Raw genomic sequence first — 26,748 nt, 5'->3', positions numbered from 1 at the left:
GAACTGAAGGCAGCATTCCCCGAGTTTAAACAGGTCGGCTCACAGGTCTTGCAAGATGTGGTCGAACGCGTAGGCAAAGCTTTTCAGGGCTTTTTTTCCAGGCTAAAAAGAATCGGAGTTAAAGCCGGTTTCCCCCGCTTCCGTTCACGCGCCCGCTATAACTCCTTTACCCTCAAACAAGCGGGTTGGAAGCTGGAGGGGAGGCATCTGAAAATCAAGGGTATAGGCATATTTAAGCTGTTTCTTTCGCGTGAAATTCAAGGCCGTATCAAAACGGTGACTGTGCGCCGTGATGCCTGTGGCGACTGGTGGGTTTGTTTCTCCTGTGACGAAGTGCCCTCCAGAGTATACCCTGAACCCCAATTTGAAGGGGTAGGGTTAGATGTAGGACTGAATGCTTTTTGCACCGATACAGAAGGGATGCAGATTGCCAATCAGAAGTATTATCGCAAAGCACAGGCAGATTTAAGACGCAGACAGCGTAAAGTAGCAAGGCGAAAAAAAGGCTCTCATCGACGTAAAAAAGCGCTCAAAGAGCTGGCCAGAGTCCATCGCCAGATTAAAAATATGCGTCTGGATTTTCTGCACAAAACAGCAAATTATTACATAAATAAATTCAAGACCCTCTGTGTGGAAAAACTGAATATCCGCAACATGGTCAAAAACAAGTATTTGAGCAAGAGCATTTCAGATGCAAGCTGGGGAACTTTTGTTGAACTTCTTCTCTGCAAAGCGGCAGAAGCTGGCAGAGAAGTCATTCAGGTAGACCCAAAAGGCACCAGCCAAAACTGTTCCAGTTGTGGTGAGCCCGTTAAAAAATCACTGGCAGTGAGAATACATCGCTGCCCTCATTGCGGTCTGGAAATGGACAGAGACGAAAATGCAGCACGAAACATTGCTGCAAAAGCAAATATAAAAATTGGGGTCGGGCTGACCCCTCAAGCGTTAACGTAGTGGGTTGCCACAAGCGTAGCTTGAGAATCCCTTTCCTTGAGGGAAGGGAGTGTCAAACCTCAGAACCAAACGCGCCTGGAAAGGGCTATACTGAAGAACTACCGATTGTTTTAAGGAGCCCTTCATGACCTCAACTGAGCCCGCATCTTTTCAAGCGCATCAACAGCAAAAATGGCTGGAACAGTTCCAGCAGGCTTCTCCCCAAGGGCGCTATGATCTCTTGAAAGACGTTCTTCAGGCCCCCCAAATTTTTCTTGAAGAAGAAGTTTTGGCCTATGCTGTCGCCAGTGTCAGTCAGATTTTGGGGCATTCAAATCTTTTGGCGGAGCAGCGGGCCTTGGCCGCTCTACTCTCAGAAAAAGCACCTGCAGTCTACGCTGAAATTGAAGGCATCCAAGCCTTGGTTGAATTACAGGAAGCACTGTTTGAAAATCAGATAGAACGGCTTCCTGCACTTTTGGAGATTTGGCTCAAACCTGGGCGTGAAGTGCCTCCTCCCTTTGGCTTGATTCTCAAAACCCTTGCCTATTTTGGCTTGGCTGAAGAGGCTGCAGCTTTTGCCGCAAAAATTGCAACCCATTTGGGTAAAAAAGCCTTGGCAGAAGATGAATCGCTGGATTTCGCGCTTGAACAACACCGTATTCATCAGGTTTTTGAGACCCTTTTGCATGCCTTGCAGGAGGGCATTGATCCCGATTGGAATGCCTTTGAAAGTGGTTTACGTGATTTGGGCATTCGCAGCAAACAGGAGCAAGGCTTTTTTCGTGAGCAGTTGGAGTCTTCCGACAAGGTGCAGATGAACCGTTTGCGCACTGCCTTAAGCGAGGGGGATCCTGAATTGGCTTTGTTTCATTGCCGTCAGGTTTTTGGCCGTTGGATGTACAAGCACCACCGCCTGAATCTTTTTACCAGTGGGGATATGGCCCAACACGCCCTTGAAATGTGGTTAAACCAGGCCCCTGAGCCTTTACCGGCTTTTGAAAAACTGGTAAGGGTCAAACCTGAACAGGTGCGCGAATATTTTGAAAAATTGGAATATGATCCTGAATGGGATCTGCTCGATGCTTTTGCGCTGCTCTGGGGCCTGCCCCATGTCTATGATTGGCTGCATGATTTGGGCATTGTCAATCCTGCTCAGCGGGATGAGGTCTTGCAGATCATTGCCGAGCTGAAGCCTGAGCTGATTCAGCGGCGTGAAAATGCGCTCTGGAGCTATGGCTTTGTGCATCGTTGGCCTCGCCCCCTGTGCATTGAAGCCTCTGTCTTTGCTGCCGAAGCAGAAAGTTTTGCACAAACCCATCGGGCCACCACCCCTTTAAGCACCAATCCCGAAGACAGCCATCTCTTTGATGAAGAATTTCCTGCCATTCCCGATGAATTGGTAGATTCAGTGGGAGCCATGCTCGAAGAGCAGGGGCCTGAAGTGCTTGAGGGGCTGCTCAAGGAAATTGAAGAGCAAATGGGACATGAAGCTGTAGGTGCGCTTTTAGCAGCCCTTGAAGAGCAAGGCTATCTTGAATTGGAGTACGAAGAGGAAGCGCTTGGGGAGGTGGCCTATGAAGAGCTTTCCCCACAGAAAGAATAGGCCTTAAGCCTGGTTTTCCTGTGCGGCTTTGACCGTATTGTACAGCAGGGTGGCGATCGTCATGGGGCCCACCCCGCCCGGTACGGGGGTAATCCAGGCTGCTTTGGGGGCGACGGAGTCAAAATCTACGTCGCCACAGAGTTTTCCATCCATTCGGTTCATGCCCACATCGACCACCACAACACCGTCTTTGACCATTTCGCCAGTGACCAATTGGGCCTGGCCTACGGCGGCTACGATAATATCGGCCTTTTGGGTCAGTTCGCTGAGATTTTGTGTGCGTGAGTGGGCAAGGGTCACGGTGGCATTTTCTTGTAGCAGCAAGAGCGCCATCGGTTTGCCCACGATATTGCTGCGTCCGATCACCAGTGCCTGTTTGCCAGCCAAAGGAATTTCATAGTGTTTTAAAAGATGCAGGATTCCCAAAGGCGTGCAGGGCACTTGCTTGGGGGTGCCTGTCAGCAGATAGCCAGCGTTGAGGGGATGAAAGCCATCGACATCTTTTTCTGGGGCAATCGCTTCCAAGACACGTTTGGCGTCAATTTGCGGCGGCAAGGGCAATTGCACAAGAATGCCATGAATCTTGGGATCTTGATTTAGCCGTTCTACTTCGCTGAGCAGCATGGTTTCTGAAACATCGCCCGGCAAAAGCACCATTTCAGAATGCATGCCGACCCGTTCACAGGCTTCCTGTTTTCGGCGTACGTAGATTTTGGAGGGGCCATCCTCACCGGCCAGAATCACCGCCAAGCCAGGCTGAACTGAAAGCTCACGTATCTGTGCTCGCAATTTTTCTTCCTGTGCAGCGGCGACGATTTTGCCTTCCAGAAGTGCCATTTTATTCGAGCCACCAATGGGGGCTGTTCCAGGTGGAACCCATATAGGGGTTGGGCAAATAATTGTGCACGGTTTTTTTATAGGCTTCCAGAACCGTATCGTGATAGAGCGGAATGGCGGGAACCTGCTCATTTAAGAGCGAGGCCAACTGGAGATAGTATTGCTTTTGGGCATGGATATCATCGCTGCTTTCCAGGGCTTTGAGCACCTGGTCCACCTGGTAGTCCTTAAAACGGGTATAGTTAAAACCCGCAGGCGGTACCTGGCTTGAATGCCAACGTTTAAACGAAGTTTCAAAGGGATGGGGGGTCCAGGCTGAAAGGGCCAGTTCATAGTGGCCGCCTGGCAGAATTTCTTCGGTCAGCATTTCCGGGGGAACAGGTTTTATTTCAAGCGCTACACCAATTTTGGCGAAGGCGTCTTTGAGATAGCTGGCCACCAATTGATGTGATTTATTGCCAATTTCAATCGTCAGAGAGAGGCTGAGGGCCTGATCTTTGGCATTGTAGCGCTGACCCGCACCCCGTGCCTGCCAACCTGCATTACTGAGCAGTTTTCCGGCGTGCTCAGGGTTAAATTGATAATAGCTGGAACTGCGGGAATTGTATTTCCAGGAGCCACTGGGTTGATCACTCCAGGCCGGTTCTACCAGCCCCAAGAGGCGCTCACTGACGGCTTTGCGGTCAATGGCATAGGCCAAAGCCCGACGCACGTTTAAATCTGCAAGAATCGGGTTGCGCAGATTGATATCAATATGTTCAATTTTGCCGGTATTGCGCAGGCTTAAATTCAAATCGGGGTGATCTTTGAGGTAGTCATAGGAGATGATTGACATGCCTTGGAGAATCTCGGCGTTCTGGGCCCAGTCGACCACTTTGGGAATCGCTTCATAGCCCGCACGGTGAAACTGATAACGAATCTGATCGAGATTGGGCCGGGCGCGGTGGTAGAGGGGATTGGCGTCCAGCAACGCCATTTCGCCTTTTTTCCAGTCTTTCAGAACAAAGGGGCCAGAGCCCACAGGATGCCAATTCCAGGGATGATCGGCTGAGAAACTCCAGTATTTGCTGCGGAAAGAATGCTTGGGCAGCACCTGCTGAAAGAGATTGAAGTATTCGGGATAGGTTTGAAAAAAGTTAACGCGAATGGTTTGGGGGTCAACCACTTCAACGGCGCGAATATTTTCGTAGCCGGGGGTGGGGGGATATTTAAAGCGGGGGTCGGTATGCACCATCCAGGTAAACTGTACATCTTCAGCGCTTAAGGGGTGCCCATCCTGCCATTTGAGGTTGGGGCGCAGGGTATAGGTTACTTCCATTTCACCATTGGCCAAGGTGCGAATCATGCCATTTTGGTAGCTGGGTACCACCGTCAATAAATCGGGTTCAAGTTCTGAGAGGCTGTTGCGGCGGATCAAGCTGCTGAAAATCAGATTGTAGATTTCTTGGGCCGATTCGCTGGAATCAAAAACAGGGTTCAAGCGCTGAGGTTCTTCCAGAGAGACAATCCGCAAAACACCTCCCCGCTGAAAAGCCTGGGCCGGTTGTGTGGGATAGCTGCTGGCCAAACAAAGGGCTGCAGCCAGCAGACCTGAAAGCATGTATTTGGGATGGCGCATGGATTGTTTACCTCTTTCCTGTCTTTAGACGGATTTAATGCCAGGGTGGCCGAAAACTTGGGTCCATTCTTGGCCCTTGTATTTGAGCACACGGGCATTTCCGGTGTCTGCAAGATACAGACATCCTTGGCTGTCTATGCTTATATCAAAGGGATTTGAAAAATTCTGTAACTTCGATCCTGCTTGTGTGAAACTTTGCTGCAGTTTGCCTTGGCGATACTCCATAATTTGAGCATGGGCGGTATCTGCCAACCAAAGCCTTTGGTTGGAAGCTGTGCCGATGCCATTCCAGCAAAGAGGATAGGCTTCATCATCGAGATTGGGCGCTTTATCCTGGGGCAAGTTCACTGTTTCTGAGAGTTGGCGTGTTGCGGCTTCAAAAATCTGAACTTTTTCACGATCATACAAACAGATTTTCTGTCCGTCTAAACAGGCCAAACCACAATAATAGTTTTTATCGGTGCCGGGCATGGTGGTATTTTCGCCAAAACTGCCCTCGTGAAAGCCTTCGGCATTAAAGACGTGAATGCCCGCCAGGTTTTGATAGATTACGTAGAGATTGTGGTGGGCATCTACCGTTAAGGAGAGGGGCTTTAAACGGTGGTTACCGGCGGGTGAAGCATAAGCCGCAAGCGGTTCCCATGAGGGGCTGAAGACCCCAATTTTATCCTGATTGCCTGCCAAGTAGATTTTTCCGTCGGGCCCAATACACAGATCCGTGAGTTCCCAGCGGGATTCCGGGTGCAAAAAGGCCTGGGCGGAAAGTTGGTGTTCATCGATCCCCCGCTGAAACTGTCCTTGGGCATCGAACTCAAAGATGCGTCGATTGAAACTGTCGAGAATATAGAGCTGATCCAGGGGGCCGTTGGCCACTGCGCTGAGACGAAAATCTGCGCTATTGTCTTCCCAGGAAAAAAGCTGGTCAAAAAGTGAGAAATCAAAGTTTAGCATGGCAGCTGTCAGATCTTGGGCGGGGCGTGTTGAACTGTGTAAAAAGGCGGGTGCGGAGGCTTGCTCGCAGGCTTTGACCATGGCTTGAGCCGCTCCGCTCAGGTCCTGTTTCTGGTGCAGACGTTCAGCGGCGAGAAGGCGCCAGACCCGGCCATTGTCGGGAGATTTTCCCGAGAGTTTGCGTGTGGCATTTTCAAGCACTTGCAAGGCAGCCTCTTTTTGGCCTTGCCCCAGGGCCAGCATGGCTTTGAGATAAAAAGCATCGGCATCACTGGGGCGGGCTTTGAGCTGTTTCTCAAGACAATCCTGAGCGCAGTTGGCGTCTTGCAGACGTATGGACAATTCAGCACAGGCCAGCAGATCATCGGCAGTGGATTTTTTTTCAGCCAAGCGACTGCGGACAGATTGAAAATGAGATTCTGTCCATTTCTGCAGGCTTTGGGCATCTGCAACTGCTGCCGTAAATTCGGGGGACTGGTAGTCAAGACGGCTGCTCATAAAGGCAGAGACACTCCTCGGGTAGATAGCTCCTCATTATAGCATATCTCGCTCAGAACGCCCCGTCCCCCTTTTTTCAAAAGGCCGTACGATCTGGGGTGGGTACTCAGACAAAAACGACACAGCGCTGAGCTGAAAAATTTGCAAGTCAATTTTGAGGGCAGTTCTTTGATCCGGATCAAATCAATTCTTTGAGATTTTGATACGATGGGGTCGTAAGCTTAAATTTTAAGCATCCCGCTTGGGTGTTGACAGATACTTAAGGAGTTTTGATAGCATGGTGCTAAGTTCTACACGTCCGCTGATTCTTGATTATTTACCTGAAAATTTGCGTTGGCATTGGGAAGAACATCATGAAATGCGAAAGCTGGCAAGTCAGCAGCAGGATCATTTTCTCTTTTTCTCAGACTTAGAGGTTGCTGAGCAGATTTTGGCGCTTGAGGAGTTTTTTCAGCTCGGTTTTTCCCGTGTCGGAACCGAATTGGGCTCGTCTTTTTTGGGGTTGAAATCTGAAAAAGGCTATTATATTCTCTTTCTTGAACAAACGGGCAATCAGGAGGTTCAGCATGCTCTTGAACAGCTTTTAGAAGCTTTGCAGGGCAAGTTCCCTTTTTCTCAGGATCCAGAACTCGAAAGTTTGATTTCCGCACTTTTGGTGCGCGTGCAGTCCATGAAACATCGCTCCCGTTTGGCCCGGCTGGTCAATCATCATTTACAGGCTGTACAGCCTGAATCGGGTTTGTTTCAGGATCAAGAGGGTGAATTTTTACCCCTGCATGTCAATCAAAATCCCTTGGAGCCAGCCTTTTGGGAGGATGAACTGCAGCGTATGGAAGTCTGGGTCAAGCAATTGCAGCAGACACAGTTTCAAGAGGCCTATCACAGTGCGCGGGCGCGCTGGAAAGAAGCGCGTCGGATTTTAGAAGAACGTAAAAATGACACCTTGCGTTTGCGGGATACGGAACGGGTTTCGCTGCTGTTTGTTCAGGTCGGCGAGTTGGTTCGGCGTTATTTCTGGCAGAATGAACAGCTGCAAAATTCAACCAAGGTGGCAGCCGATTGGATTTGTCAGGTGATTACCCAAGCGGTGAATGCCGCCGCTGAAACTTCTCAAGAAGCCCGTTTGCTGCGCATGTCAAAGGGTTTGAAAGCTGCTCTGCTCGAACTCAATGAATTGGGATTGGGGAAAATTCTCAGTGATTGCTCGGATGGCGACAATCTGCTTTGCATTTTGAAGGCCTTGGCCCAGGGAGAATATCCCCTGCCCGATTTGGTGGGGGTCTTGTCCAAAGCTTTGTCTTTAGCAGTGGCTGAGCGTTCCGCTGCCGCTCAGGAGCAGCAACCCCTTGAAAAGGGCAGTTTGGAAGAATGCCTGCAAGCCAGCATTTTTCTTGAACTCTCACATTTCACGCAAGGCGATATAGATATGCTGGCTTTGCACCGGGCCTCTGCGCTTTTGAGCAGAATTCTGTATAAGCGATTCTTTGAACCCATTCCCTTGGCCCAGGGATAAGCTCAGTTGTTCTGACAGGTGGCCACGGGGGACATCTCTGTGGCCACCTGCAGTTTAAGACTGCGCTCGCGTGCTAAAAGGCAAAGATTTTCCTGCTCGCTGGCAGGAGGCAAGGCAAATTGTAGCGAGCTGTACAGGGCAACTTGGAAATTCCAGAAGACTTCCTGTCCTCGCGCCAGAGACTGGAGCGCTTGCGTTAAAGAGCTCAAACCTGGCTTGGCCTGCGTGCGAATTTTACTCAGATCGGGTTGGGCATTGGTTGCTGGAATCAAGCTCCAGTAATAAAGCCCCTGCTCTTTCCAGGTGTATAAATTCCAACCTTTAAATGAAGTCTCTCCGGGGGTGGCAGAGGGACTTGGGCTGGTTGCTGCGACAAAGGGGCTGGATAAAATGCAGCCTGAAACCAGCAAAAGTGTGAAGGCCAAGAGCGGAATCTGTTTCATGGGAAGATCTTCTTTTTCTATTTGATTTCTAGGAGCAAACGAAAGCCCAGATTTTGAAAGCGGTAACCCGGTGTTTCATAATTGCGGCTTTCGGCCCGACAATAGGTGGCTCCCAGATTCCAACTGCCGCCGCGCATGATGCGGGAGGCACCTGTCTCAGAACCTTGGGGATCGGTATAGGCGCCTTCAGGATAGGGGCCATAGCGATCCTGTACCCATTCCCAGACATTGCCATGCATATCATAGAGGCTCCAGGCATTGGGTTTTTTTAAACCCACAGGATGGGTACTGCCTTCTGAATTGCCGTCAAACCAGGCATGATCAGGCAGTTCAGCTTCATTTGAACCAAAACTATAGGTTTTGCTCTCTGCTGAACGGCAGGCAAATTCCCATTCCGCTTCTGTCGGCAGACGATAAAGGCCTTCTTTGAGTGAGTTCAGCCGCTGAATGAATATTTGACAGTCATCCCAAGAAACTTGTTCTACGGGACGCCACTCATCCCCCTGAAAATGGGAGGGGTTCACACCCATGACCATGCGCCATTGGCCCTGCGTGACAGGCGTGGTTTGCAGATAATAAGAACGGGTCAGTAAGACCTGATAGCGGCTGTCGGCTTTCCCCATATGAAAGAGACTGGGGAGAGGATCAATTTTAATAAAGTCCATCCCCATCAAATTGGTAAAGCGGGGTGCGGCAATGACCTGCGCTGAGGCTGGAATATCCGGTGCTGGGGGGGCAGAAGGGGGGGCTGCTTGGGGTTTGCGTATGGGGCTCTCTGGGGCGGGTTTTGGTTCCATCTTTTCAGGCGCAGGTTTGCGAACCTGTGCTTTGGGGGCTTGAAGGGGTTCATCGAGATCGATTTCAGGAATGGTTTCCTGAATATAGTCTTTTTCTTGGGCTGCTGCCTGGCGGGCCAATTCATCAATGCTGATTTTTTGTTTGCCAGAGGGTTTGATATTCTCAGCTTGAAAGCCTTTGTGATCAAGTGCTTCCTGGCGTTTACGTGCTTCTTCCAGTTTGCGTTGACGTTCTTGTTCAGCTTCCCGGCGCACCCGTTCGGCTTCCCGGCGAAGCTCTTCCTGGCGCTGCTGTTCGGCTTCAGCTTTTTTTTGTGCTTCGGCCTGTGCTTTGCGTTCAGCTTCGCGCCGTTTCTTTTCTTCTTCAGCTTCTTTTTTGCGCTCAAGTTCACGTGCCTGGATCAATTCTTCACGTTTTTTGCGCTCTTCTTCAACCTTTTGGCGGCGTTCTTTTTCTTTGCGTTGTTCTGCCTCGGGGTCACGTCGGGTTGAACCGGTCATCAGCAAAGCTTCTTCGATCAAACTGTTGACCCGTTCACGGGAAATATCCATAAAGCCTGCTGATTCGTGAATTTCGCTTTCAGCTGAAGGGGTCAGAAAGCGTGAAACCAGGCGAGGCAAAATCGCAATGCGCATGAAATTTTCTTCTTCTGCGCGACGTTGATTGGGGGGCGGGGCAGCAGGCGCATCTGCGGCCTTGATCAGCTTTTTCCATTCTGCGATATTTTCAGGCCTTTGGCTCCATTTGATTTCAAGCCCTTTGAAAAGCCATTCCTCATCTTTGGGGCTGATCTCTACTCCCAATTCTGAGGGGTGTTTGAGTTCGGCATCTCCCATCATGCGATCCTGAGGAGAAGGGGGCGCTTCACCGGTTAAACAGAAGTAGATCGTGGCGGCCAGGGCGTAAATATCGGTCCAGGGGCCTTGGATACCGTTGCTGGAGTATTGTTCAGCCGGTGCAAATCCCGGCGTGAGAAAGGATAAAAGATTGGTGGTTGCGCCTGACATGTGCTGGCGGGCAGCGCCAAAATCGAGCAGAATCGGCAGACCGCGCTGAGTGATATAAATATTATCGGGTTTGATATCTCGGTGGTAGGAGTTTTTAGCATGCACTTCTTCCAGCGCTTCCAATAAGGGCATGAGGATTTCTTTGGCTTTTTCAACCGAAATTTGGCCCTGCTCTTGTTGCAGGTATTCGGTCAAGGTTCCACCTTCCAGGTACTCCATAATGAAATAGGCGGTATTACTCTCTTCAAAAAAGTGGCGGATACGCACGATATTGGGGCTGCGCAAAGAGGCCAACAGACGGGCTTCGGCTATGAATTTTTCACGGCCCAGCCTAAACAGTTCGCTTTTTTCACCACTGTAGGGAATGACCTGTTGCCCGTCAGGGGCTCGGCTGGCAAATTCAGAGGGGAAATACTCCTTGATCGCCACACGGGTATTTAAATGGCGGTCAAAACCCAGATAGGTAATGCCAAACCCGCCGTGACCCAGCACCTTGCCAATCACGTATTGTCGGTTCAGGCGAAAGGGAGGCTTGAGATAAAGGGGATTGTTATTGGGGGGCTGTTGATAACCACAATTTGGGCACACCTCTTGCTCTGCATCCATGATGACAAAGCATTCCAGGCAGTATTTTTTAGCGGCAGACATGGTTTATTTCAAACAGCCCTTCAGGAGGTTGGTTGCAATCCACTATTTTACCAGATGAACATGTTTTAGCGAGAACCCCAGGATTTGGTTCAAGAACTAAACCGTGCCAGATGATAATTCTTTTTCCCTGAGCGAAGCACCAGCATGCTTTCAGAAGCCAATGCTTTTTCATCAATCAGCAAAAGCGGATCATTGCATTTGCGATTATTCAGGTAAACCCCTCCCCCTTGGATCAGGCGACGGGCCTCGCCATTGGATTTGCTCATGCCTGTCTCCCTGAGCAATTCAGTCAGGGTGAGCTCTCCTTGCAAGCGATTGCGTGCGATCAATGTTGAGGGGACATCTGCGAAAACAGCACTCAGATCGGCGTCTGAAAGCCCTGTGATTTCACGTCCAAACAAGACTTCACTGGCCAGCAGCACTTTTTCCAGCGCTTCTTCGCCATGAACAATCCGTGTCACTTCAGCTGCCAGTCGTTTCTGGGCCAGGCGTTGCTCAGGCTTTTCGGCGTGCTCGGCACACAGCGTACTGATTTCATCGAGTCCGAGAAAGGTAAAAATTCGCAAGAAACGTTCCACATCCCGATCATCGGCTTGTATCCAGTATTGGTAAAACTGATAGGGGGAGGTCATTTCTGCATCCAGCCAAACGGCATTGCCCGCAGATTTTCCAAACTTTTCTCCACTTGAAGTGGTCAGAAGTGGAATCGTCAGGCCAAAGGAGGTTTGTCCGGTTGTTTTTCTTACCAAATCAATGCCTGCGGTAATATTGCCCCATTGGTCATTGCCTCCGGCCTGAATTTTGCAGTTTTCAGTACGGAAGAGGTGAAGAAAGTCATAGGCCTGCAAAAGCATATAGCTGAATTCAGTATAGGAAATGCCCTGATCGCGATCTTCCAAGCGGCGGCGAACCGATTCCTTGGCAATCATATAGTTGACCGAGAAATACTTACCCACTTCACGCAGCCAGTCGATATAACTCATGGGGCCAATCCAATCGTGGTTATTGGTCATGAGGGCGGCATTTTCACCTTCAAAGCGCAGAAAACGTGAGAGTTGGCGGCGAATGCTTTCCAGATTGGCATCTACTTTATCTTCTGTCAGCAAAACCCGTTCACTGCTGCGGCCACTTGGGTCTCCAATCATACCGGTGGCCCCCCCCACCAGACAGATCGGACGGTGTCCGGCGCGTTGAAAATGGGCCAAAAGCATAATTGGCAAAAGATTGCCAATATGCAGGCTGGTGGCCGTCGGATCAAAGCCAATATACAGCGTGGTTGGGCCTTGCCTGAGCGTATCACGGATGCCTTCCGGGTCTGAAATTTGTTCCAGCATACCCCGTTGCTGCAAGGCTTCCAGAAGATCTTGGCTCATGGCGTGCGTATCCTTTTAATTTGCGCGTGCTCTCCGTAGGGAGGCAAGTGCAGTATACCCGATTGACCTTACCACTGGCGTGAGATTGGGGATCTGCTCGAACTCCTGTTAAAATAGAGGCAGAATTGATTCTGCAGATAAATATTGAGTAAATTCCCATGATGCTAGGCTGCCAGACCCTGGTGTCTTTTCCAGAACTTCGGAAATTGTATAGATAAGGAAAGACGAACCATGAAAAACAAACTGATATTTTTGGCCTTTTCACTTTGGTTGGGGATAAGCGTGGCGTGTGCTCCTTCCGAAAAACCAGAAAATACAAATTCAGCCAGTCCGGCCGCAGACAGCCCAACAGATTCTGCTGCTGCCATGAATGCTGAAGACAAGGCGCTTTGGGAAAAGGCCAAAGGGCTCTTTGAAGCTTTGCCTGAAAAAATTCCTGCACCTGAAGGCATGACCGATACCCCAGAGAAAGTGGCTTTGGGCAAACAATTGTTTCATGACCCCCGTCTTTCAAAAAGTGGGGCCATCAGCTGTAATTCATGTCATAACCTGGCCAGTGCCGGAGTCGATAACCGTTCCTTTTCTCTCGGCCATGGTTTCAAACAGGGAGGCAGAAATGCACCCACGGTACTCAATGCAGGTTTTCACACCGCTCAGTTTTGGGACCTGCGCGCCAAAGATTTAACCGAGCAGGCCAAGGGGCCCGTTCTGAACCCTGTCGAAATGGCCATGCCGTCTGAAGCCGATGTGGTGATCCGTCTGGCGAGCATTGAGGCTTATCAGGAAAACTTTAAAAAAGCCTTCCCTGAAGCTGCAGACAAAGCGCTTTCCTATCAAAATATGGCTGAAGCGATTGCTGCCTTTGAACGCACCTTGGTGACTCCTTCCCGCTTTGACGCGTTTTTAAAGGGCAAGGGTGAGGCCTTGAGTGCTGAAGAGAAGAAAGGGCTTGAGACCTTTATTGGAAAAGGTTGTACTGCCTGCCACAGTGGTGTGGCCGTGGGTGGAAAAATGGCCCAGAAATTTGGCATTGTCAAACCCTATCCCAATCGCAAGGACATGGGTAAATATGATTTAACCAAAAAAGAAGAAGACAAATATGTCTTCAAGGTTCCTTCGCTGCGCAATATTGCAAGAACCTACCCCTATTTCCATGATGGTGCGGTTTGGGAGCTTAAAGAAGCAATCAAAATTATGGGTGAAACACAATTGGGATTGGTTTTAGATCCCGCTGAGATCGATTCGATTGCTGTCTTCTTGAATGCTCTGACGGGTGAGTTGCCTCCCGATGCCCGCATGCTGCCTGAATTACCTGCCTCTGGGCCTAAAACCCCTCAGCCTGCGATTTAGCCTCGGCATGGAATTTTCCTTAGCGCCGGCCTTGAAAGAATTACGCGCGGCTTTGAACCGTGTCATTCTTGGCAAGCCAGAGCAAATTGAATTGATGTTGGTTGCTTTGCTGGCGCGAGGGCATGTTTTGCTGGAAGATATTCCAGGGATTGGCAAAACAACCTTGGCCAAGGCATTTGCCTTGGCTACGGGTTGTGATTTCAGCAGAATTCAATTCACGCCTGATCTTTTGCCCTCCGACGTGATTGGCGCGTCGATTTATAACCCTGTGGATCATGCTTTTCATTTTAAACAGGGGCCGGTCTTTACCCAAATTCTGATGGCCGATGAAATCAACCGGGCTTCGCCCCGAACCCAGTCCAGCCTATTGGAAGTGATGGCGGAACAACAGGTGACAGTTGATGGCCAACGGGTGGCTTTGGCGTCTCCGTTTATGGTGATTGCCACTCAAAACCCCGTTGAATTTCAAGGCACGTATCCTTTGCCAGAGGCCCAGTTGGATCGTTTTATGCTGCGCCTGAGTTTGGGTTACCCTTCTTCCGATCAGGAATTGGCTATGCTTTATCAGCATGAATATACCCTGCCCTTGCAAGCTTTAAAGCCGCTTTTAAGCCCTGAAGAGATTTGTGACTTTCAGGAAGAGGTGAAAAAAGTAACGGTCCATCAGGATCTGGGTACGTATATTATTCGCCTGATTGAAGCTTCCCGACAACACAGTGCAGTCCAGTTGGGTGCCAGTCCACGGGGGGGCTTGGCTTTGTTTCAGGCAGTCAAGGCCCGTGCCCTGCTTGAAGGGCGGAACTATGTGCTTCCAGAAGATGTGAAAGCTTTGGCTGAGCCTGTTTTGGCGCACCGTCTGCTTTTAGATTCAAAGGCGCGTTATCAGGGCATTAGCAAGACCGAGGTGATCGAGGCCTGTTTAAAACAGGTGGCGGTTCCCCGGTAGTTCATGAAACTTCAGCAAATCAAGCGTCGACTTCAGGCTTGGCTTGCTTTCTACAGAAAGCACAATGCCTTTGCTGTGCTTCAGACGGTCTATGAAACCCATCTGACTTCTGCAGGCAAAGCGCTTTTTTTGCTCATGATTCTGGCGATCTCTCTGGGCATGGTGGGCACCGATGTGCTGATCTATATCCTGATGATTACTTTGACTTCGCTTTGGAGTGTGACCTTGATTCAGGCCGCCTGGTATCGCCCGCGCAGACTGAAGCTTGAAATGCTTTCCCGTGCCCCTGCCATGCATGGCGCGGATCTGGATTTACAGTTTGAGCTGGATTATCAGGGCAAGAGTCCGCTGTTTCATCTGAGTTTTGAGTTGATACTGCGCAGCCCACAACAAAGTTTGTTGGTGATTCCCTGTTCGACCTCTGTAGAAGTGCTGGAGCCCGGTGAAAAGATAATCTTGCATTTTCCCTGTAAATTGCCGCGCCGGGGCAAGTATCTCTGTCACCAGTTGATTGCTATTTCAAGTTACCCTTTTGGCCTTTTTTATTGGCGCACGCTGCTTCCGCTGACGGGTCAGCAATGGGTTTACCCTGAATACAGAATCTTGTCTTTTCTGCAATTGGGTTTGACGCGCAAATACCAGAGTGGTGGCCAGGTATTGAGTCTACAAATGGGAGAAGCCCTTGAGTTTCGTGGTATTCGTCAGTTCATGGAGGGCGATCCGCTGCGACAGATCTATTGGCCGGCTCTGGCCAAGACGGGTAAATTGATGGTACGTGAGTACCAAGAAGAATATTTTATCCGTTTGGGGGTCATTTTAGATACCCAGGTCAGTGCGCTGGAGCGTCTGGATCCTGGGCTTGAGGCGGGCATCTCTTTGGTTGCCAGCATGTCAGAGTGGATCGCACGTCAGGAGTTTTTAATCGATGTTTTTGCTGCAGGCAATGAGGTCTTTCATTTCCCACAGGGCTCTGCCCGCACCCGTTTGGATCATATGCTTGAAATCCTGGCCTCGATTCAAGGCTGTGAACGCTTTGACCCTGACCGTTTGCAGGGAATTGTACAGGAATACCGCCGGGAACTCAGTGCGGTGGTTGTGATTTTGCTCGATTGGGATCCAAGTCGCCGTGAGCTTTTACAGGTTTTGCAGGAAACGGGTTTGTTACTGAAGGTGATTGTGATTCTTCCAGAGGGTGCAGATTTGCCTGACCAACCTGATTTGGTGACGATTTCAGCTTCTGATTGGCGGAGTGTGGTGCTATGATTGAAACCCGCCCGCCCTGGATTTATTTTTTTCTCTTGATACCTACTTTGGGTGTTTGGGCCTTGCACGATCCCCAACGTTTGTTGGGGGCCTTGGGGGTACTTTTGATTATTGGCATGGGCTATTTTTTGCCTTTTGTCTTAAAACCCAAGCCCCTTACGCTGTTTTTGGGGACGCTTTTTTCTTTCCTCTTTGCCTATTTTGTGATCTATGTAAACAGTGCTGAAATTTATGTCATGATTTACAGTTTGCGCCAATTTCAGGCCCTGGGGCTGAGCCTGATAGCGATGATTGTTCTGCAATGGTTTTCCTGGCGTTCACAGCGTTTCGACTGGTTGCTTTTTTCGATGGGGCTCCTTTTCCTTTTTTCAACGGTATCTCCCAATATTTCAGCCATGAAACCCTATTACCGTTGGCTGGTTTTGGTCTTTGTGACTTTGCTGATTTTTTCCCGTTTGCCTTGGCGCTCCTGGCGTCTGAATCTTTGGTCACCGCTCAGCCGGAATCTCTATTTCAAGCATATTATGTTTGCTTTTTCTGCTTTTCTGATGCTTTCTCTCAGTGTGATTCTCTTGGCTGAATGGGTTGATGATACGCTTTCTGAAAACCTTTCTGAGTATATTTCAAATCAACATGCCAGCTGGAGTGGTTTTTCTGGCAATACCCATTTAACAGGCAATACTGAAATCCGGCTTTCTGAACAAGTGGCTTTGCTCATCCATTCCTCTCGTCCCATGGATTATCTTCGCGGGACGGTTTTAACCAGTTATAACAATGGCCATTGGACCCCCCAAGAATTTTTTAAAGCACCACGTGAAGTGACTTCTCCTTTGCTTGCAAAGGATTTGCCTGCGGATTTGGACCCGTATCAACTGGTGTATCCGGGGCAAATAGGCTCTCTGGAAAAGCAGGGCTTTTGGGCGCGAATCCGCTTAATGAACCATTACCAGGGGATTACCTTTCTACCGCCTGATGCGGGTTTGGTGGGCATGCCGCGCTCGGCACCCGTTTATCAGAATCAATATGCGCAATTGCGTCAGGAACGCAGCCAATTTGAGAGCGATTATTGGGTTTGGGTTCAAACAGGTATTCAACCTGAATCAGAAGCTCTGCCAGAGCTTTTGCGTGATAACCTTGAAATTTCAGATCAAATTCGTCAATTATTGAAACCTTTGGCTGAAGATATCACACGCTCTGCTTCAAGCCCTCTGCAAAAGGCGCACTTATTGGAAGACTGGTTTCATCAATATTTCAAATACAGTTTAAAAGTCAATTCTGTCACCGAGCATGTGGATCCGACAGTTGATTTCATTCTGAATCGCAAACCCGCTTATTGTTCCTGGTTTGCATCCGGTATGGTGCTGATGTTGCGCAGTTTGGATATTCCTGCGCATGTGGTCAGTGGTTGGAAGGGAATGGAATACCATTCCATGAGTCAGGTCTGGGTGGTACGCGAAAAACAGGCGCATGATTGGGTTGAGGTTTTAGAACGCCCTTCGCTTCGCTGGCGTACGTTTGATCCGACACCGCCAGGGCAATTGACAGAACTTCTGGACAAACGGGATCTTTTCAGTGGCTTACAAAAGCAGCTCGATGCGCTTAAAATATTTTTGTCTACTTGGCAGGAACGTTTGAGTGAGAGCCAAAGTCTGCAGAAGCGTTTGGAAGAATTGCGTTCCTTGTCGCTTCAGCTTTTGGGCAGCCCTGTCTTTTATCTCTTGGTTCTGGTTTTGGGAATTTTCAATTACGTTTTACGGCGTTTTTTGTGGCGTGCTAAGTCTGAACTGCCTGGTTTGGCCTATCTTGAAAAAGAACCCCGTTTGGACCGTTTGTATGGCCGCTTGTTTTCAGCTTTGCTTGCACGGGGCTATCAAGATCAACCCCATTTAACCTTGAAAGAGATTTTGGCGCAGGCCCCTGATCTGCTAGCGCCTGAAGCCCATGATGAACTGAGCAGGATTCTCATCGATTTGGATTATTTGCGTTTTTCAAGAGCCGATGATTCTGAATGGGCGATACGCTTCAAACGTCTTGAAAACAGAGCTGAAGATTGGATGGCTGAAAACCCTCTGCCTGCTGTTCGCCCTAGTTGGCCCGCTGCAGATCGCGAGCGGCTTCTGAAGGCAGATCCGCTGGAGAAAGAATAAAACCACGAATGGGCTTGCCAGAGCGATCACAGGTATAGATCAGATAGTTGACGGTATTGTTTGTTCCCTGTTTGCCATCCCCTAAAAAGCGAGTGGTGGCGTTTCCTGTGGCATCCAAGCCTACATAAATGGCAAGCCCCTGTGAAATCGCCTGATCACTGTAGGCTGTCGTCAAGGCGTTGGGGGCTGAAGCTGCATCCCCATCGTTGTTGGTACGCCATGCGCCTTGGCCTGAGGCATCAGCAACGCCCTTGCGACCCGAAAAAGGATTTTCGAGCGTTTTATAGCTGTCATGGCCCGTGATTTCAGGAATACTCGCTGGGTAACGCCCATTGTCGATATTATAAGTATTGACGATGGTTTCTAAGGCATGCCCATTGGCTTTGACAGACGCATTTCGGGCCCGATCCTGGGCCGCTGCAAAATTGGGCAAGGCAATCGCGACCAGCAGGCCGATAATAATAATCACGACCATTAACTCAACCAAGGTAAATCCTTTTTGTTTTTGAATCGATCGTTTCATCCTTTGCCCCCATTGCCCCATGCTCGGGTTTGATACCTAGATATTCCCAATTGTTAAGAAATATAAACTTGTTTGTCGAAATATTTTTTTTGTTGCCTAAAAAAAAGCCTGGAAAGATGATTCTTTCCAGGCTTTTTCTAAAAAGACTTTATTTAGACGGGTTCGCTGCCTTCGAGGCTCAGGCCTTCAGGGAGCCCTTCCGGAATTTCTTCGGCATCCACTTCTTCATAATTCAGTTCCATGGGCATCATTGGCGGCATCATGGGCATATCGTACTGAACTTGCAGGTGGAAGAGTGTTGTGACGACTTCAATGCGGATATTGGTCATCATTTCCTGGAAGATTTCACGCGCCTCTTTTTTGTATTCGATCAAGGGGTCTTTCTGCCCATAGGCACGCAGACCGATACCTTCACGCAAAGCGTCTACTTCATGCAGGTGATCAATCCATTTCTGGTCAATCACACGCAAAATCACCATGCGTTCAAGATCGCGCATCAGTTCTTCACCCAGGATCATTTCTTTGGCCTCATAGGCATTCAGAGCTTGTTCCTTGATAAAGACCTGCAAACCTTCGATCGGAATCCGCAATTCATCCAGGTGAATTGAGTTCATCAGGGGAATATGGTGGCTCAGTTCCTGGTGCAGACCGGGCAGATCCCATTCTTCTTGGGGAATACCCGGCTGGGCGTAGGTGTTGAGAATATCTTCCATATTGCGGGTGATCATTTCTTCGACCACAGGACGCAGGCTGTCGCCTTCGAGAATCTTGCGCCTTTGTTCGTAAATGATCGTGCGCTGGCTGTTCATGACTTCGTCATATTCCAGAATATTCTTACGTACCCCAAAGTGATACATTTCGACTTTTTTCTGGGCATTTTCAATCGCTTTGGTGACCATGCCCGATTCAATCGGTTCGTTTTCTTCAACCTTGAGCATGTCCATCACGCGGGAAACACGATCGCCGCCGAACATGCGCATCAGATCGTCTTCCAGTGAGAGGAAGAAACGGCTGGAACCCGGATCCCCCTGGCGACCGGCACGGCCCCGCAATTGGTTATCAATACGACGGGATTCATGGCGTTCTGTGGCAATCACGTGCAAACCACCTGCGTCACGCACATCATCCCGTTCGGCTGAAATTTGGGCTTCGATTTCTTTCAGCATCTTGTCTTTGAGTTCAACAGGTGCGCTTTCGATGCTCTCGAATCCTTCAAGGCGCAGTTTGCGCAGCAAGAGGAATTCGGCGTTCCCACCCAGCAGAATATCGGTGCCCCGGCCCGCCATATTGGTGGCAATCGTGACGGCCGCCTTGCGGCCTGCCTGGGCGATAATTTCAGCTTCTTTTTCGTGGTTTTTAGCGTTTAAAACATTGTGTTTGACGCCCCGGCGTTTGAGAATATCGCTGATCTGCTCAGATTTCTCAATTGAAACCGTCCCCACCAGCACGGGGCGGCCCAAGGCATGCATGGCCTCAATTTCATCAGCCACCGCATGGAATTTGGCTTTGACGTTTTTATAAATAATATCGGGCTGATCCTTACGTACCACGGGCCGGTTGGTGGGAATCACCACCACAGGCAGGTTGTAGATTTTGCCAAACTCGGCTTCTTCGGTGATGGCTGTTCCGGTCATGCCGCCCAGTTTGCGGTAGAGACGGAAATAGTTTTGCAGGGTAATTGTAGCCAGGGTTTGGGTTTCATCTTGAATCTTGACCCCTTCTTTGGCTTCGATGGCCTGGTGCAAACCGTCTGAATAGCGGCGGCCAAACATCAGGCGACCGGTAAACTCATCGACGATCACGACTTCCATTTCACCGCGTTCGTTGGGGCGCACAACATATTCCACATCACGGCGATAGAGTTCTTTTGATTTCAGGGCGATAATCAGGTGGTGTGCCAGTTCAGGCTGTTCTGCGCTGAAAAGATCGTGGATATTGAGAATCTTCTGCGCTTTGAGAATACCGCGTTCGGTCAGGATAATATTTTTCTGTTTTTCGTCAATGACGTAATCACAGTCTTTTTCATCCTCTTCGTAGTCGATTTCATCGAGCAGTTTTTTCTTTTTATTATAGTCTTTGTGTTTGCCTTCCAGGCGGCTGACGATTTTGCTGAACTGTTGGTAGGTCTCGGCGGGTTGCGCCAATTGGCCTGAAATGATCAGCGGGGTACGGGCTTCGTCGATCAAAATACTGTCGACTTCGTCAATGATTGCATAATGCAGTTCGCGCTGGACGCACTGATCCAAATCGGTGGACATATTGTCGCGCAGATAATCAAAACCAAACTCGTTATTGGTTCCGTAAATCACGTCACCGGCATAGACTTTGCGGCGTTCGTGGGGCGTCAGGTGGTGCAGAATCGCGCCGACCTTGAGACCCAAAAAGCGATGAATCTGACCCATCCACTCGGAGTCACGGCCCGCCAGGTAATCGTTGACGGTAACCACATGCACGCCACGTCCGGCCAGGGCGTTGAGGTAGGTGGGAGAGGTTGAAACCAGGGTTTTACCTTCTCCGGTTTTCATTTCTGAAATCTGGCCCCGATGCAGCACAATGCCGCCAATCAGCTGCACATTGAAATGGCGCTGGTTGAGCACACGGCGGGAGGCTTCGCGCACAACCGCAAAGGCTTCGGGCAGCAGTTCATTGAGGAGTTCCTGCTCTTTTTGGTATTTTTTGTCTTTGTCGGTCAGGCCACGGGTGGCATTGTCGATTTTCTGACGGAACTCATAGGTTTTGGAACGCAGGTCGTCGTCGCTCAGGGGTTGAATCGCGTCTTCGAGACTGTTGATTTTTTCGACAATCGGCTGGATTTTATCGATTGTTTTTTTGTGGGGGTCCCCAACGAGCTTTTGCAATAACTTCAACATCTTGGCACTACATCCTTCAAAGCGAACCGACGGGTTCACTGTCATGAATTTCTTAAATACTCTCCCTATTTTACCAGACTTGCCCTTCTTTCCGGGAATATGCAAGTTAGCAGAGTGTAGCTTGTATAGAATGGTGGCGGAATCCCTTGTCAAGAGGGCTCATAGCATTGAAAAATGAGTGCATTACTAAAAGTATTCAGCATAAAAGAAAGGGTGACTTGTGAACGCTATATCTTTCAGGCGTTGGGCTTCAGACCTGAATCGCTTTTCTGGCGATTTCTTCAGCTCGGGCCTGATACCAGCGGGCCAGATCGCGAATCTGCAGATCGCAGACGGCGTGCTCCATGGGGTAAGTTTGCCAGTTGATCGGGTAACCCGCTTCCTTCAGGGCTGTGCGGGAGCGTTCAGCCAGGGCCAGCGGCACCACCGGGTCATAGAGACCGTGGTGCATTTCCAGCGGGGTTTGAGCATTGGGAGAGGTTTGGGCTGAAGGCACCTTTTCAAGATCCAGCAAATAGGTGGAGAGGGCCAGAATCCCTGCCAAGGGTTTCTCTAAGCGCAGGGCGGTTTGCAGTACAATCGCACCGCCCTGGCTGAAGCCTGCCAGAATGATGCGCTCACTGGGAATTCCTTTTTCTGCTTCGGCCTCTAGATAGTCTTTGACGGCTTGAACTGAATTTTCAACTTCAGGCCAGCTGACCTGACGCAGCATGCCCAGCGAAAGAATATCATACCAAGAGGGCATGACCATGCCGCCATTGATCGTCACAGCGCGTTCAGGTGCGTGGGGAAATAGAAAGCGCAGGTTCTGTTTGAGTCCCAGCAAGGGAACCAGGGGTTCAAAATCGTGGCCACTGGCGCCCAGACCGTGCAGCCAGATCACAGTGCCTACAACAGGTTGGTCTTTGCTGATACTGTAGCGTTCAAGGTGAGGAAGCAAGGGCATGGGGGTCTCCTGACACTCTTTTCAGGGCATTATACTCCGATGGCTTCTGATATGCTGGTATCATAAAACTGCAAAGGCAGGAAAGGTGGGCTAAGAGATATGAATCAACGCTTTCAGGGCTTGGTGCTGACCTGGTTGAAAGAAACGCTCTATCCCCTGGCACTTCAGGTCGCCCAGTTGCCTCCTGAGACCCTGCCCGCTGATCTGTTGGTTCAGATTTTGCCCTTGCCCAATACCCAGGAGCCTCCTTTTTACGACACGCTGGATGCCCGAACCTATTGTTCAGAGTGTCCGCTCTTCTGTGCCGTTTTGTTGGCCCGCGACCTGCTTTCTGGCGCAGAGGCCGACGTGCTGGTCAAGTGTATTTGGGGATTGATCTGGCGCGACGCGCAGGAACGGGCCGTGGCCCGTGATCTGGATTTTGCGACCAATGGCTTTGACCTGCCCAGCGCAGAATATGCAGCGCGTTTTGACCAGGCCGATGCACAATGGCAGCGTTGGCTGAATATGTCTGAAACCGTGCGAACCTCGTGGGAAGACCTGCTCAGTGATTATGCTGATCAACGGCTTTGGAGCCTGACATTCTGGTCAGGTGAGCCCTAAAATATAGAGCAGCCCTTGGCCCCCACCTGAAAAATCAACCCCAGGAAAACTGATCTTTTCGCGCAGCAGTTCAAAGCCCAGTTGGGCATGCAGATCCTGGGTGGCCCGGTTGAGACTGTTGGCAAAATAGTAAATCCTGTCGGTGAGTGGGCGCAGGGCCTCGATACGGGTTTTCGTCAGTTTGAGGCCCATTCCCTGGCGGCGGGCCTGGGGGCTGACCACGAGCCCCATCAGATACCAACCTGTGGGCACGCATGAGGGGGGTGCGTCTGCGGGGGCTTCAAAATACAGGCTCTGACCATAGCCCAAGATCTGTTTTGGGGGGCTTTCGGCCAAATAGAGCTGGCCGCGCTCAAGGTTTCTCTGCATAATTTCCAGGGCGCGCTCCACAGGGCAGGCGTTGCGCTCAGCGTGGAGCTGGGCCAGGGCCCTGAGATCCTCGATTTGGGCGGCCCGAATCTCCAGGGGCAGCGGGGCTTGGCTTGTCTGAGCATGGGGTTGGTAGGGGGCAAACATTTCAGGCTTTATGCGCTCTCTTGCCAGTGACTGTAAGCATTGAAGGGGCTGTGCATCTTTTCACGGGCTTCAAGGGGTGCTGGGGGCACCTGGCCTTGAAGCAGGCGGCTGAGACTTTGCGAAACCAGCAGGCTTTCCTGAGCCCCTGTGTTCTGGCCTGCCAAAAGGGATTGCAGAGAGCCTGGGGCCACCACCCTGCCAAAAGCTGTTTCTCGTGGCGCGGGATTCTGGGGGGCCAGCTGAGGCGGAACTGAAAAAAGCGGGCTGTTCAGTTGCACGGCTTGGATCAGGTTCTGATCTGTACTTTGCGCTTGCTCAGATTTCTGGGGCGTGACCGGAATTTCAATTCGCAAGTGTCCTTGATCCTTGACCAGGCGTGTCTCTGGATGTAGCGATTGAATCAGTTTGAGATTGAGATGGGGATTGAGTGTCAGCAAGGTGGCGTTGTCTGGCTGATCTGCTTGGGGAAAACGTGAGGGCGGAGGGGCCAGAAAAAAGGCCAAGGTCTGCTCAAACTCACTGAGTTGAGCGGCGTGCCGATCCTGGGTTAGGGGAACACCGCCTATGGCAGGTAGAGACTTGACCCGGTCTGAGGCATAAAATGACAGTGCGTCCATCGCGTTCTCCTTATTTGTTGTCTGCGGGCAGCATCAGGCCCGGATCTTCTGGATCAAAGCGCCAGGCCCCTGGGTGAATGACTTCAGGCTTGAGGATATTGACGGTTTGCAGGGGCTGACCCTCAGGATCGAGTTGGGTATAGGTATAGCGGGGTTCAAAGCCATTCAGGCTGCGCACAGGGTTTTCCACTTCGCGTACGGCATGGACCTCTTCCTGCAGCATTTGAGCTTCACTCTGCTCAAAACGTCCAAAACGGGTATGCTCAAATTCGTGGTGTAGAATGGCCAGGGGGTCAATGGCCTGCCCGCCATAGCGAAACTGGTTTGCATTGCGGGGAAAGTTTTCGGGTACCAGAATAAAATCATGCCAACCCTGTGGGGGGCCTTCCGTTGTTGCGCGCACCACAAAAGGTTTTTCCCCCGCTTCTTTTAAGACCTTCTCGATCATCAACGCGCCATAGTCGGTTTGAGCGTAGGTCTGCCAAAGCGCATAGACAGGCATGCCGGGTTGGGGGCCATGTTGGGGCAGTTCAAAGGGATCTTCTTTGCTGGGCCGGGGCGGAAAATGGCGGCTGGCAAACTCCAGAAAATTGGCCTGACGCTGGTGGGGGGCGGGCAGGAGAACCCCTTCAATCCCCAGCATTTTGCGGGCCTGGGCTTGAATTTTTGCAGGATCGGCACTGCCATAATAACGCTGCAGGCGCCTTTCCACTGCAGGAGAACTATTCTGCAGCGGATGATTCAGCCGTGCCGGGCTTTCAGGCACGGGCCCTGTGGCCCTCTGCAGTGAGAGTTGATCCGCTGGTATCGCTCTCGCACTTTCTGTTTTTGCAGCTTGAACCGGCTTGCCAAGCGTTTTTTCAATCGCTGCAGGGGTGGTTTCAAGTTTGACAGAAGCGGAGATTTGCATGCTGACCTCTTGTTTTATTATAGGTCACAGCCGATGCTCTGTCTGCTTTTTATTGGAACAGAAGGTGGCTCAATCCTTCACTGGCTGTGCTGATAAACTGTGCTTGCAGGCCTGTGGATGAGATCTCTGTCATGGGGAATTTCTTTGCTTCGTCACACATCATTTTTCTAGCAGGGGGATTTCAGCTTTGAAATCTTCTGAGACAGATTATGTTCACTTCTGACATCCTCTCCGCCATTAAATGATGGGGGTTCCTGATTCACCGAGCAAACTTACTTAAGTCTGTTTCCAGATTTAAGCAGCGGTTCGTCTCTCCACAGGCGTTTCGACATCTTTGAGATGCCTGGTTTCTGTGTGTCCCACAGTACCAACTAAACCTATTCCTTTACTGAGTATATTCAGTGCAGCATTGTGGTCACGGTCTAATTCCAAACCGCATGATTCACAGTGATGCACCCGTTCACTCAGACTTTTGGCAACCCGTTTACCACAACTACTACAATCTTGACTGGTATGATGGGGGGATACAATGACAAAACCCTTGGAAAATACTTGGCTGAAATACTCTAGCCAACGCTTAACTTGATGCCAGCTTGCATCTGAGATAGCCTTTGCTAGATTGTGGTTTTTCAGCATGTTTTTTATCTGAAGGTTTTCAATAACTACCAAATCGTGAGATTGGTATAGCGCCCTCGCTGCTTTAATAGCGAAGTCTTTACGCTGTCTTTGCACTTTCAGATGTTTTTTAGCCAATCGCTTGATTTGTCTCTTTCTATTAGAGGAGCCCTTCTGTTTGCGGGATACTCTGCGCTGTGCTTGCTTCAGGGCTTTTTCAGCTTGTTTCAAAGTTCTAGGATTTTCAAGGATATTGCCGTTGCTGTCTGTCCAAAGATGGCTGATACCCATATCCAAGCCCACAATTGAGCCTGTGCTGGTCAAATGCTCTTTGCGCTCAATGTCCAGACAGAATTGGGCATAGTATCCATCTGCCCTGCGCACAAGACGCACCCGTTTAATCTTGTCTTGAAAACTGTTCAGGCATTGTTTTCCAATCAGTTTGAGAGTGCCTATGCCGCACTTGTCTGAAAAATGGATGCGTTTGCAGCCATCTACCAGTTTCCAACCAGATTGTTTGTACTCAACAGAACGGTTGTCCTTTTGAAATTGGGGATACCCTTTTTTACCCGGAATTTTTTTCTTGCAGTTTTCAAAAAATTTAGAAATTGCACTCCAAGCTCTTTCTGTGGCTTGCTGTCTGGCTGTTGAGTTCAATTTATCTGAGAATTCAAATTCTTTGGGAAGTGAAGCAGCCAATTTGTATAGGTCATTCTTTCCTGCGCCTCGATTGTCTATCCAATAACGTACAGCTTTGTTTCTAATAAACTGTACAATACGAATAGCTTCATCTATCGCTTGATATTGATAAGGCTTGCCTTTGAGCTTGAATTCATACACTAACATAAAGATATTATACAATATGTTACATTAAATAATACAGCATAAAATAACGGTGGCAGATTGGTTTTATGACCCAGCTATGCTGGGTGTGCCTTATATACCCATGCGGGCAGAGCTCCTCCACCTGAAGCGCTACGCGCGGACCGCGAAGCGAGGAAGGGGCTTTACGGCATGTCCGGTAAACCGGACGCTCTTATTACAGACCTTGCTACGTAAACGACTGAGTCTCTGGTCTGTCGCTCTTCTCATCCCAATAACCATTCGGACACAATGTCCCCTAAATGAGGATGGGAATTCCCCGAGCGTTTTTTAAACAAGTCACGAATTTATTTTTTAAGATCGCTTTCAAGTGGCTTATTTGGCCTCTCAAAGCC

At 49.9% G+C, this 26,748-nt stretch carries 20 protein-coding genes and 1 pseudogene; 8 read left to right on the top strand and 13 right to left on the bottom strand.

Annotation, left to right across the window (positions count from 1 at the left end):
- Together COW20_08520 and COW20_08515 are read left to right on the top strand one after the other, a co-directional pair.
- Positions 1-954 (top strand): transposase (locus COW20_08520; protein ID PIW48710.1); only part of this gene is annotated, 954 nt, incomplete at its 5' end.
- A 124-nt stretch (positions 955-1,078) separates the two neighbouring features.
- Positions 1,079-2,539, top strand: coding sequence for a hypothetical protein (locus COW20_08515; protein ID PIW48709.1), 1,461 nt, complete (start codon positions 1,079-1,081; stop codon positions 2,537-2,539).
- 3 nt (positions 2,540-2,542) lie between these two features.
- Here the strand turns inward: COW20_08515 and COW20_08510 are convergent, their stop codons facing one another.
- From COW20_08510 to COW20_08500, 3 genes are read right to left on the bottom strand one after another with little or no spacing between them, the layout of a single operon-like run.
- A complete protein-coding gene (locus COW20_08510) occupies positions 2,543-3,376 on the bottom strand; it encodes a bifunctional methylenetetrahydrofolate dehydrogenase/methenyltetrahydrofolate cyclohydrolase FolD (GenBank protein ID PIW48708.1) in 834 nt (277 codons plus the stop codon).
- 1 nt (position 3,377) lies between these two features.
- Positions 3,378-4,994, bottom strand: a complete 1,617-nt coding sequence (locus tag COW20_08505) for a hypothetical protein (protein ID PIW48707.1) — start codon at positions 4,992-4,994, stop codon at positions 3,378-3,380.
- Positions 4,995-5,018: 24 nt separating this feature from the next.
- Positions 5,019-6,443 (bottom strand): hypothetical protein, encoded by a 1,425-nt coding sequence (locus tag COW20_08500; protein PIW48706.1) that lies wholly within the window; start codon positions 6,441-6,443, stop codon positions 5,019-5,021.
- Positions 6,444-6,720: 277 nt separating this feature from the next.
- On the opposite strand from COW20_08500, the gene COW20_08495 reads away from it, so the two are divergent.
- Positions 6,721-7,956, top strand: coding sequence for a hypothetical protein (locus COW20_08495; protein ID PIW48705.1), 1,236 nt, complete (start codon positions 6,721-6,723; stop codon positions 7,954-7,956).
- Positions 7,957-7,958: 2 nt separating this feature from the next.
- Here the strand turns inward: COW20_08495 and COW20_08490 are convergent, their stop codons facing one another.
- From COW20_08490 to COW20_08480, 3 genes are all read right to left on the bottom strand, one after another.
- On the bottom strand, positions 7,959-8,399 hold the full coding sequence (locus tag COW20_08490) for a hypothetical protein (protein PIW48704.1): 441 nt from the start codon (positions 8,397-8,399) through the stop codon (positions 7,959-7,961).
- Between the two features lie 17 nt (positions 8,400-8,416).
- Positions 8,417-10,852: a hypothetical protein gene (locus COW20_08485; GenBank protein ID PIW48703.1), complete on the bottom strand. Its 2,436-nt coding sequence runs from the start codon at positions 10,850-10,852 to the stop codon at positions 8,417-8,419.
- Positions 10,853-10,941: 89 nt separating this feature from the next.
- Complete coding sequence (locus COW20_08480) at positions 10,942-12,225, bottom strand: tyrosine--tRNA ligase (GenBank protein ID PIW48702.1); 1,284 nt, start codon at positions 12,223-12,225, stop codon at positions 10,942-10,944.
- Positions 12,226-12,456: 231 nt separating this feature from the next.
- Here COW20_08480 and COW20_08475 point away from each other — a divergent pair, with 231 nt between their 5' ends.
- The 4 genes from COW20_08475 to COW20_08460 are packed head-to-tail and all read left to right on the top strand — an operon-like array spanning position 12,457 to position 17,931.
- Positions 12,457-13,575 carry a cytochrome-c peroxidase gene (locus COW20_08475; GenBank protein ID PIW48701.1) on the top strand — a complete coding sequence of 373 codons (1,119 nt, stop codon included), beginning with the start codon at positions 12,457-12,459 and terminating at the stop codon, positions 13,573-13,575.
- Positions 13,576-13,582: 7 nt separating this feature from the next.
- Positions 13,583-14,521 carry a hypothetical protein gene (locus tag COW20_08470; GenBank protein ID PIW48700.1) on the top strand — a complete coding sequence of 313 codons (939 nt, stop codon included), beginning with the start codon at positions 13,583-13,585 and terminating at the stop codon, positions 14,519-14,521.
- 3 nt (positions 14,522-14,524) lie between these two features.
- The gene (locus COW20_08465) at positions 14,525-15,784 is read left to right on the top strand and encodes a hypothetical protein (GenBank protein PIW48699.1); all 1,260 of its coding nucleotides are present in this window, start codon (positions 14,525-14,527) and stop codon (positions 15,782-15,784) included.
- Positions 15,781-17,931 carry a hypothetical protein gene (locus COW20_08460; protein ID PIW48698.1) on the top strand — a complete coding sequence of 717 codons (2,151 nt, stop codon included), beginning with the start codon at positions 15,781-15,783 and terminating at the stop codon, positions 17,929-17,931. Before COW20_08465 ends, COW20_08460 begins: the two co-directional genes overlap by 4 nt.
- Here COW20_08460 and COW20_08455 read toward each other — a convergent pair.
- The 3 genes from COW20_08455 to COW20_08445 all read right to left on the bottom strand — a co-directional run bounded on the left by COW20_08455 (position 17,870) and on the right by COW20_08445 (position 22,270).
- A complete protein-coding gene (locus COW20_08455; protein PIW48697.1) occupies positions 17,870-18,475 on the bottom strand; it encodes a hypothetical protein in 606 nt (201 codons plus the stop codon). The genes COW20_08460 and COW20_08455 overlap by 62 nt on opposite strands.
- A 131-nt stretch (positions 18,476-18,606) precedes the next feature.
- Positions 18,607-21,324 (bottom strand): preprotein translocase subunit SecA, encoded by a 2,718-nt coding sequence (locus tag COW20_08450; GenBank protein ID PIW48696.1) that lies wholly within the window; start codon positions 21,322-21,324, stop codon positions 18,607-18,609.
- Positions 21,325-21,574: 250 nt separating this feature from the next.
- The gene (locus COW20_08445; GenBank protein PIW48695.1) at positions 21,575-22,270 is read right to left on the bottom strand and encodes a carboxylesterase; all 696 of its coding nucleotides are present in this window, start codon (positions 22,268-22,270) and stop codon (positions 21,575-21,577) included.
- A 99-nt stretch (positions 22,271-22,369) separates the two neighbouring features.
- Here COW20_08445 and COW20_08440 point away from each other — a divergent pair, with 99 nt between their 5' ends.
- A complete protein-coding gene (locus COW20_08440; GenBank protein PIW48694.1) occupies positions 22,370-22,873 on the top strand; it encodes a hypothetical protein in 504 nt (167 codons plus the stop codon).
- Here the strand turns inward: COW20_08440 and COW20_08435 are convergent.
- The 4 genes and pseudogenes from COW20_08435 to COW20_08420 form a co-directional block, all read right to left on the bottom strand.
- Positions 22,859-23,389 (bottom strand): hypothetical protein, encoded by a 531-nt coding sequence (locus COW20_08435; GenBank protein PIW48693.1) that lies wholly within the window; start codon positions 23,387-23,389, stop codon positions 22,859-22,861. The two genes, COW20_08440 and COW20_08435, sit on opposite strands and share 15 nt — an antisense overlap.
- 8 nt (positions 23,390-23,397) lie before the next feature.
- Positions 23,398-24,006 carry a hypothetical protein gene (locus COW20_08430; GenBank protein ID PIW48692.1) on the bottom strand — a complete coding sequence of 203 codons (609 nt, stop codon included), beginning with the start codon at positions 24,004-24,006 and terminating at the stop codon, positions 23,398-23,400.
- A gap of 10 nt (positions 24,007-24,016) precedes the next feature.
- Positions 24,017-24,916 carry a hypothetical protein gene (locus COW20_08425; protein ID PIW48691.1) on the bottom strand — a complete coding sequence of 300 codons (900 nt, stop codon included), beginning with the start codon at positions 24,914-24,916 and terminating at the stop codon, positions 24,017-24,019.
- A gap of 378 nt (positions 24,917-25,294) precedes the next feature.
- Positions 25,295-26,377: pseudogene (locus COW20_08420) on the bottom strand (transposase).
- Positions 26,378-26,748 lie beyond the last annotated feature (371 nt).

The organism is bacterium (Candidatus Blackallbacteria) CG13_big_fil_rev_8_21_14_2_50_49_14, assembly GCA_002783405.1.
Classification (GTDB): Bacteria; Cyanobacteriota; Sericytochromatia; order UBA7694; family UBA7694.
This window is presented reverse-complemented; position numbering and strand designations above follow the sequence as displayed.

What these genes read in the sequence shown, in the direction of transcription:
- COW20_08425 (PIW48691.1), bottom strand. Translation starts at nt 24,916, where the DNA reads ATGCAAATCTCCGCTTCTGTCAAACTTGAAACCACCCCTGCAGCGATT.
- COW20_08470 (PIW48700.1), top strand. Translation starts at nt 13,583, where the DNA reads ATGGAATTTTCCTTAGCGCCGGCCTTGAAAGAATTACGCGCGGCTTTG.
- COW20_08435 (PIW48693.1), bottom strand. Translation starts at nt 23,389, where the DNA reads ATGTTTGCCCCCTACCAACCCCATGCTCAGACAAGCCAAGCCCCGCTG.
- COW20_08465 (PIW48699.1), top strand. Translation starts at nt 14,525, where the DNA reads ATGAAACTTCAGCAAATCAAGCGTCGACTTCAGGCTTGGCTTGCTTTC.
- COW20_08495 (PIW48705.1), top strand. Translation starts at nt 6,721, where the DNA reads ATGGTGCTAAGTTCTACACGTCCGCTGATTCTTGATTATTTACCTGAA.
- COW20_08455 (PIW48697.1), bottom strand. Translation starts at nt 18,475, where the DNA reads ATGGGGCAATGGGGGCAAAGGATGAAACGATCGATTCAAAAACAAAAA.
- COW20_08500 (PIW48706.1), bottom strand. Translation starts at nt 6,443, where the DNA reads ATGAGCAGCCGTCTTGACTACCAGTCCCCCGAATTTACGGCAGCAGTT.
- COW20_08510 (PIW48708.1), bottom strand. Translation starts at nt 3,376, where the DNA reads ATGGCACTTCTGGAAGGCAAAATCGTCGCCGCTGCACAGGAAGAAAAA.
- COW20_08440 (PIW48694.1), top strand. Translation starts at nt 22,370, where the DNA reads ATGAATCAACGCTTTCAGGGCTTGGTGCTGACCTGGTTGAAAGAAACG.
- COW20_08485 (PIW48703.1), bottom strand. Translation starts at nt 10,852, where the DNA reads ATGTCTGCCGCTAAAAAATACTGCCTGGAATGCTTTGTCATCATGGAT.
- COW20_08505 (PIW48707.1), bottom strand. Translation starts at nt 4,994, where the DNA reads ATGCGCCATCCCAAATACATGCTTTCAGGTCTGCTGGCTGCAGCCCTT.
- COW20_08430 (PIW48692.1), bottom strand. Translation starts at nt 24,006, where the DNA reads ATGGACGCACTGTCATTTTATGCCTCAGACCGGGTCAAGTCTCTACCT.
- COW20_08480 (PIW48702.1), bottom strand. Translation starts at nt 12,225, where the DNA reads ATGAGCCAAGATCTTCTGGAAGCCTTGCAGCAACGGGGTATGCTGGAA.
- COW20_08490 (PIW48704.1), bottom strand. Translation starts at nt 8,399, where the DNA reads ATGAAACAGATTCCGCTCTTGGCCTTCACACTTTTGCTGGTTTCAGGC.
- COW20_08460 (PIW48698.1), top strand. Translation starts at nt 15,781, where the DNA reads ATGATTGAAACCCGCCCGCCCTGGATTTATTTTTTTCTCTTGATACCT.
- COW20_08450 (PIW48696.1), bottom strand. Translation starts at nt 21,324, where the DNA reads ATGTTGAAGTTATTGCAAAAGCTCGTTGGGGACCCCCACAAAAAAACA.
- COW20_08515 (PIW48709.1), top strand. Translation starts at nt 1,079, where the DNA reads ATGACCTCAACTGAGCCCGCATCTTTTCAAGCGCATCAACAGCAAAAA.
- COW20_08445 (PIW48695.1), bottom strand. Translation starts at nt 22,270, where the DNA reads ATGCCCTTGCTTCCTCACCTTGAACGCTACAGTATCAGCAAAGACCAA.
- COW20_08475 (PIW48701.1), top strand. Translation starts at nt 12,457, where the DNA reads ATGAAAAACAAACTGATATTTTTGGCCTTTTCACTTTGGTTGGGGATA.